General features: G+C 62.1%; 7 protein-coding genes. All 7 read right to left on the minus strand.

Translation table 11 applies throughout. The features are described 5' to 3' along the window. On the minus strand, nt 1-362 hold a 362-nt coding region (locus VFB05_RS17880; protein WP_325014428.1), incomplete at its 3' end, for a hypothetical protein. Next, nucleotides 359-1,342, minus strand: coding sequence for a type III-B CRISPR module RAMP protein Cmr6 (gene cmr6, locus VFB05_RS17885; RefSeq protein ID WP_325014430.1), 984 nt, complete (start codon nt 1,340-1,342; stop codon nt 359-361). The genes cmr6 and VFB05_RS17880, both read right to left, overlap by 4 nt. A gap of 143 nt (nt 1,343-1,485) precedes the next feature. Then, on the minus strand, nt 1,486-1,896 hold the full coding sequence (gene cmr5 / locus VFB05_RS17890; protein WP_325014432.1) for a type III-B CRISPR module-associated protein Cmr5: 411 nt from the start codon (nt 1,894-1,896) through the stop codon (nt 1,486-1,488). Then, complete coding sequence (gene cmr4 / locus VFB05_RS17895) at nt 1,893-2,699, minus strand: type III-B CRISPR module RAMP protein Cmr4 (protein WP_325014434.1); 807 nt, start codon at nt 2,697-2,699, stop codon at nt 1,893-1,895. The genes cmr5 and cmr4 overlap by 4 nt, the downstream gene beginning before the upstream one ends. Further along, entirely contained in the window at nt 2,696-3,817 is a 1,122-nt protein-coding gene (locus VFB05_RS17900) for a type III-B CRISPR module-associated Cmr3 family protein (RefSeq protein ID WP_325014436.1), read from the minus strand. The genes cmr4 and VFB05_RS17900 overlap by 4 nt, the downstream gene beginning before the upstream one ends. Beyond that, on the minus strand, nt 3,814-5,649 hold the full coding sequence (cas10, locus tag VFB05_RS17905; protein ID WP_325014438.1) for a type III-B CRISPR-associated protein Cas10/Cmr2: 1,836 nt from the start codon (nt 5,647-5,649) through the stop codon (nt 3,814-3,816). The genes VFB05_RS17900 and cas10 overlap by 4 nt, the downstream gene beginning before the upstream one ends. Next, the gene (gene cmr1, locus VFB05_RS17910) at nt 5,646-6,860 is read right to left on the minus strand and encodes a type III-B CRISPR module RAMP protein Cmr1 (protein WP_325014440.1); all 1,215 of its coding nucleotides are present in this window, start codon (nt 6,858-6,860) and stop codon (nt 5,646-5,648) included. Before cmr1 ends, cas10 begins: the two co-directional genes overlap by 4 nt. Nucleotides 6,861-7,042 lie beyond the last annotated feature (182 nt).

The raw sequence follows: 7,042 nt of genomic DNA on the forward strand, positions 1-7,042 counted from the left end.
GCCGTAAGAGGCTGCACTTGTCCTCCATCCTTCTCCAATATGGCCGCTACAATGTCTGCGGCGGCTTTGCCTGACGCTGTGTCTGTGTGGACCAACAGGTGCTGGATACGACGAGGTTTCCACCGGTCAAGCACCGCGGCGACGCCATTGAGTTCGGCGCTGAGCCGGCGACGTTCAGCCGGATTCGCTTGCAAAAGGCGCTCCCTGCGCTCGGCGACATGTTTATTCAGCCGCTTGGCATCGGCATCAGATAGTTGGTTCTTGTTCGCTATATCTTTCAGCCAATTGAGAGTATCCGGGTCCGCACCGTTCGTGAGCGCACTGGTCCCGCAGGTTGACAAAAGCAGCAGGTGTTCTGTCATCTCCGGCGTCCTCCGTTTCGCAGTCTCGCTTCGTGTCTCTCGACTTGTTCTTCACTGCCGTCCGGAAATCGAACCAGCAGCTGCGCACCGCGATCTTCGATTATCCGAACGACCTCGCTATAGACAATCGCCTCGAGTCCTGACCAATTCTCAGGATCGGGGGCTCGCGGTGTGGATGCTGTTTTCTTCGGCGTGCGGGATCCGAACTCGTCCTCTTTGGCTTCCTCCTCGACAAACTGCCCATATCCGACTGCGGTCTTCGCGCCGGCGCCGAGCGTTTCCAGCGCCTCGTTCAGAAGATCGGCTACCATTTTGCAATCTTCTTGATCTCGCTGGTTCGACCGGTTTCGCGGCAGCATGGCAAAGACAAAAGTCTGCCCGGGCGCGACCGTGAGGAAGGGGATCGGTGTCGGCGAATGCCAGTCGGCCGGGACGGCGTTATTCTCGCCCCGATACCAGGGGCCGTAATGCGGCGTCATGACGTCGGCATCCAGGGCGACAGGTTCGATCGGCAGCGCGTCGAGGAAAACGACGCTGCCGATGGCCAGACCCGCTTCCGGCCTTGGGCCGAAGGTGCGCTCGAGCGTCTCGTCGTCGAGGCTCGCCCAGTCGCGCGCATAGGCGCGGGCAAGCCCCTTGAGACTGGAGCCGGCGATATACGGCGTACCGAGATCGTGGCGCCAGGCAAAGCCGTTCTCCACCGGATGATTGCGCCCAAGTCCGGTGACGAAGCGCCAAGCGGTCGTCCGCCGAAAGCTGCGGCCTGCCTGCGCCTCGACCAGGTCTTCGAGGCGCTTGACGGCTTCCGTCATGAGCGCACTGTAGCCGACCTTCTTCTGCGAATTGCCGGCGTCGATATTAGCGATTTGCGCGATCCAGTCGCGCTTGCCGCTGTCGCCGGCAAAACCGGTCCAGTCGGGTTTCCAGCGATCACAAAATTTGTCGTACCAGAGACCAGCATTGCCGGTAGTCGCTGACACCAGCGTTGCGCTCGCTGCGGCTGCATACAACGGCCTCTTGCCGCTCGGCGGCGGGTATTGATGTGATCCTGACGATCGATTCTGATTTCGGTCACGCCGGTCTCGACGGCCCGAAGGGGACTGGCGCTGAGGTGGGCGGGCCGTCATTCTTTCCTCGGCGGATCGCGGAAAGCATTGGCGAACTTCTTCAGCCAAGTGACGTAAGCGATCGCCTCGGTCTGAGCCCACAGGTAGGCATCCTGGTCGCCCGCGACGATCCGACCGAGCAGCCGCTGCGTGGCGTCCAGCTTCGCCTCATCCGAAGCCGGCGTGGCGTATCTCGTGTGTGCCTCCGGGCTGAGCAACCAGTCCGACACATGCTGTGCCAGCTGGTGATGCGCCGGGTCACTCGCCGCCCGTTCCGTCGCCAGCGCCTGGCCAAGACCGTTCATCAGGATGGCTGCTGGCAATGCATTGACATAACTAAGATAGTTGCCCGGCTTGTCTTTCAGGAGTGCCTTGACTTGGTCAAGCGCGTGTTTCGCCCGCTTCTGTTCGAGCGTCTGCGCCGTCATGACGCCGCTCCTTCGACACGTCGAACGGCGAACCAGCCCTGGCCCACGGTTTCGTTACCGCCGGCCTGAAGATAGCGGCGCTCGGCAAGAAAAGTCGCGATCTTCGCTGCGGCGCCATCGGCACGCTCGCCCAAGACAAAATACATCAGGGTGTCGGGTGACAGGGCTTCCTCGTACCAGAGGTTCTTGCTCGTCTTCTTCTCTTCGTCGAGGACATTGCGCGCCTGAACCGGCAGCGCATATTGCGCGAACCAAGCGAACGCCTTGTCCGTAACGATGGCGAGCTGCCTGCTCAGGCGGGCGCGGGCCTCGGCGTGCGGAATCAGCGTGCCAATTGCCGCGGCCAGTTCCTCGGGCGGCTTGTTTTCCACCGCAAACAGCCTTTCCTCCAGGAAGAGATCGGTGGTGCCTGCTGCCAGCGCTTTGTCATCGGTCAAAGGCGTGACCTTCGGCAGCGCGCCGCCTTTGCCGGCCCGCTCCATGTCGCGTCGGAAGCGCTCGATCAGATAGGGGCAGGTGAGCCAGACATAGGGACTCGTCAGGCTCCGCACCGGCAGCAGCAGGAGCCGCGCATCGGAGACGAGAAGTTGCCCCGCGTTTTCCTGCTGACCGAAGAGCCGGTCTGTATCGAGGCCGTTGCCGCGCGATGCGTCCAGCAGCGCGCCCTTCATGCTGGAGCCAGGAATGAAAGGATATTGCGTCACCCGCTCGCGGGCGACTGGGAGATCGATGGCGCCGGCGGACTGGCCGGTTCCCGGATGAATATAGGTCTCGGCCAGAAGGCCGATGATCTCCGTCGTCATACCTCCTCCCCCGCTGGCGCCCAGCGCCCGATCAGCACGCGGCCGAAGCCCCAACCCGTCGATCGTCCGATAGCGCGGCCGTGCCATGACCGCGCCGCTTCCGCCTCATCAGCCCCCGCCTCGAGAAACCAGATGCTGCCCGCCGGAACCAGCGGCCGAAGCGGCAACGGCCCACGGGCTGTGCCATCCCATCCGCCGACCATCACCGCGCGGCCCGTACAGGCGGAGACGATTCTGCCCGGCAATGCCTCGCCGGCTGATCCCGCGAGACGTTCGCCCGGTCCGGGCCATTCGTCATCGAGATCAGCGGGAGTGACGACAACGACGGTGTAGCGCAGCGCGCCGTCTCGATCAGGCGCGAGATTGGGCGCATGCGGTAGCTGAATCCCATCGTCTCTTTGCTCGATCCAGACGCCTCGGCTTTCGCCGCCGAGCGATGCCAAGTTTTCGTCGAAGACAACGTCGGGAAGTCCCTCCACTTCGACGGCGAGCGCGACATCCTGCGCGGGCCGCACATGCCCTGCCGCATAGAGCGCACGTTCCACCGTGGTGCGACGCACCGTGTCCCGCAGGATGCCGATGCGCGGCTCGGCTTGCGATAGACACGAACCACACACCACCTGTTTCGACCTCAGTTCCGCGCCGCTAAGCGCCCGCGCCATGGCTTTTGCGTTGAGCCAGCGTCCCTCGAGGGGCTTCAAGCCTTGCCCCTCCTTCATTGGCGCAGGCAAGCGAACCGCGCCGATGTCCGTGTTAAGCGCCTCACCCGACGGCGCAAGATAGGTGATGAGATCGGCGCCCTTCCCGGCGACAAGGTTCAACGGCGCAGGATAGAGCGGTTCACCGTTGCGCATGATATAGGGCCCGCTGAAGCGCAGCGGTCCGAGCGATCCATCGCCGGACTGCCAGTCGACGCCGTCGCCGAGCGCGGCGACATCCCACGGGGAGCCCGGCCAGCCCATGGCCCGCGCCGTTGCCGCCCGGATGGCACCGACGACCGTCGGCGGGTACGGCGGGAAAAGGCTTGCAGCTTCGACCTGCCCCGGATCGTCCTGGTTGTACGGCCGACCGTCCCGGAAGAACAGCGTATCGAGCGGATGGAGAACGAGCGTCGTCATTCGTGCCTCGTCTCGCGCGCCAGGAACCGGGCGATCAGCGGGCCGTCCATCGAGACGGAAGGCGCCACTTCTATTTGCGTGGCTTCAGCGGCGGGATTGCGCTTTGCCAGTACGAATAATCGTTCCACGCAGGCGCTGGCGTCGTCGAGAGTCTGGCCGGCGCCTGCGCTGCTACGGCGATATTCGGCAAGGAGAAGGGCCTTGATGTCGGTTTCACCGAATATATTGCCGGCGATCGCTTTCTCATATTGATCGCGGAGGGCATAGAAGAATCGGCCGGATGTCATCTCGTCGATATCCCGTGCGGCGTCGATCATCGTCTGCACAGGCGTGTTCGTCTCCGTCTCCCACGTCGAGACCCACTCCCGCGTCACGCCGCTTTGCGTCAGCACACAGGCGGCGAGACTGTCCCGTCCGTTGCCATCCTTCGCCACCTCGTCGAGCTGTCTGTGCGCCTCGCGCAGGACATGGCGCAACGGCACATGGAAATGGGCGAAGACCAGCGCCGCAGAAATCGTCGCGGCCGGGATTTTGGCGAACGCGCCGCGATAGGCGTTCCGCAGCGTCAGCGCCGCCGGGACCGCGCCTTCCAGCGGCAGCAGTGCGAGCACGTCGTCGCCGCCCGCATAGATCGTGTTCCCGCCATGTTGGCGGATAGCCTTGTCAACCCCCGATGAAAAATCGGCAAGTCCTTTGGTTACTTCGGGCTCCTGACTACGAAGCAAAGCGCCGACCCTGTCGCCGTCCATCAGCAAAAGAGCGTAGAATGCGGACGGTTCGCCGGCCCGGTCCGAGAGATCCGTGTAAGCCCCAAGCAATTTCCCTCTTATCGCTTCCGCGTCACCGTTGCTTTCGGCAAGCTCATCGGGACGGGCATTCTCGATGCCGCTGCGATGGAGCAGCGCTCCAGGCACTTGCGAAAGCACATTGTCGCCCCCAAGCGATGGCTCCATCAGCCCAGCCTTGGCGCCTTTGGCAAGTTCCGCAAAAGCTTCCGCCGCCTCACGCGCCCTGGTCCAGGCGTGGCGCAGCCAAGCTGTAGCCGCCAATCGCGGCGTCGACGGCCAGCGCAAAGGTTGCTGGCCATCCCAGGAAGGCGTCCACCCGAGCACGTCCTTGGCTACATGCGGAAAGAGGCGCTTGATCAGCGCCATGGCGCAAAGCCGCTCATTTTCGTCGAGTTGAAGGGGATTGCCGCTTTCTTTGTCGACATGCGCTTTGAGTGCGCGCCAAAACTCGTCTTGCTCTTTGCGTTCGCGCGAGCGGACGAAGCCGGACAGTTCCTGCCAGTCGCCCATCAGCATGCAATGGTCGCCGCCTTCGACCGGGGGGCGATGCGTGCGCCAATTCTTGCGCTGATCGAGCCAAACGTGGTCATTGCCCTCGCCGGGATCTGGACCGATGACCCAAGCTGTTTCCCAGAACCTGGGGACTTGTCGATTCCAGATGCCTTGGGTGCCGTTACCCTGGCCCGCAACGGGTGCGACAAAGCGTTGCCAGATGCGCTTGGCGAGGCAGTGCCACGCTCTTTCGATGGCTGAACGACAGAGAGTCGGCTCGAATGTCTCAGGTACCGTGGCCTTGAACCGATTGGGGAGCGACCCGATGGCGGGTCCATGCTCGCCTGCACCTTTGGCGATGGCTTGGAAGAGCGAGTCCTCGGAGATATCGGGAACGAGGATCGTCCCCCCGTTCTGTGTAACCTCCTGCATCGCCTGGCCGGCGAGCCATGACAGCAGGAATGAGCCCGCCCAGAGATCGCGCGTCCGTCGCGCCTGCGCGACAAAGCCCTGAACCGGACCGAGGGTGAAGTGCAGCAGCCGGTCTGTCATGGCAAGATCTGCATAGAGTTCGGAAAGTACGGCCGGCCAATTTTCTTGTTAGTCCCGTCGATAAAGCCGTTCATAACCGTCCAATCAAGATGCGGTTCACGAAGTTGGTTAGCCGGAATTTTCTTGGAATCACCATCAGGGCGCTTTGGGCTGCCTTGCCATATCCACACTTTGTCATCCCCGGGCAAGAAACTCGAACGAATGATAGAAAGAACCGCGATGTAGTTCTGTGTAAGCTTGTGAACATGAACAAGCAGCGGGCTTGCTCGACGGTCGGCGATCTGGCTCAACACACCAAGCGTTTTTGAATAGTTGTGAGGAAGTCCGAAAATCGCTCTCCGAGGGTGTGCGTCGTTGAAATGCGTTTTCGACTTGAACCAGTCGTGATCGTCCTGAAAATTCCGTTCACTGTCCTCGCCATTGACCTTTCCGTTATGTCCCCAACTGCGGTAGCGCTGCATCTGCCTGCCAACGTGGTCGAGGAGCGCAAGGGGATGACTGCCCTCCGCCACGACGACGACTCGGCTAAGTCCCGAGAACGCAGAATAAGGCGGCTCCCTCGATCGAGTCGGCCCACGGTGAAGAAGCGTTTTTAGCTGATTGGCATACTCCGCCTTGGTTTTTGGCGAAGTCCACGCCTCGACATCGCCTGCGAGCGAAAGCAAGGACAGGCTCCCATATCCGCGACGGCTGCGGCTTCCAAGCGCACCGAGCAGACCCATCACTCTCAGCGCATCGATCACTGAATCAGCGAATGGGCGGCGGCTGACGAGTTCGATCGAGAACTGAAACGGCGCAGACAAGCACGGTCGGGTCAACTGACCTGGATTTTGCCCGAACGCCGCCATCAGGCCATAGCCGAAGTAGCGCATTCCCGGTCCGACCGGGTCGCCGGCTTCAGTGCGAAGCACGTCATCCTTCGAGATGGTCTTCAGCCCTTTAATCGGAAGGACACGAAGAATAAAGCTCGCCTGTCCTGTTCCACCGTTCGATGCAGTGCCCTCCTGACCTGCGGCCCCAAAAACCTCCTGCTCTTCCGTCCGGATCGCACCGAGATCACCGTTATGGCGGCTCCAAGCGAGCGCGCGCCACCAGAAGCGCAAAGCTCCCTTGATGCTTGTCGCCCTGAGCTCGACGCTGCCCGAGGGATCGGCCCCGCCGAGGAAAAGCGGTGTTACCACTTCGAACGTGGCCGTGATTCTACGTGGCATGCTGCTGTAGCCCCCGCTCGCTACCCCACGTAGCCTTCATAAAACGCCCCGCCATCAGCCGTACACGATAGTGGTGTTTCAGGTTCAACTCAAGGTATACGGCACGTCTCGGAAAACGGCCCCGAAAACGCGAGACGAGTGGCTTGAAGTGCACATCTCGCGCGATCAGAAGACTCTGTTTC

Source organism: Bradyrhizobium sp. (assembly GCF_035652035.1).
GTDB lineage: Bacteria > Pseudomonadota > Alphaproteobacteria > Rhizobiales > Xanthobacteraceae > Bradyrhizobium.

What these genes read in the sequence shown, in the direction of transcription:
- cmr5 (WP_325014432.1), bottom strand. Translation starts at nt 1,896, where the DNA reads ATGACGGCGCAGACGCTCGAACAGAAGCGGGCGAAACACGCGCTTGAC.
- cmr4 (WP_325014434.1), bottom strand. Translation starts at nt 2,699, where the DNA reads ATGACGACGGAGATCATCGGCCTTCTGGCCGAGACCTATATTCATCCG.
- VFB05_RS17900 (WP_325014436.1), bottom strand. Translation starts at nt 3,817, where the DNA reads ATGACGACGCTCGTTCTCCATCCGCTCGATACGCTGTTCTTCCGGGAC.
- cas10 (WP_325014438.1), bottom strand. Translation starts at nt 5,649, where the DNA reads ATGACAGACCGGCTGCTGCACTTCACCCTCGGTCCGGTTCAGGGCTTT.
- cmr1 (WP_325014440.1), bottom strand. Translation starts at nt 6,860, where the DNA reads ATGCCACGTAGAATCACGGCCACGTTCGAAGTGGTAACACCGCTTTTC.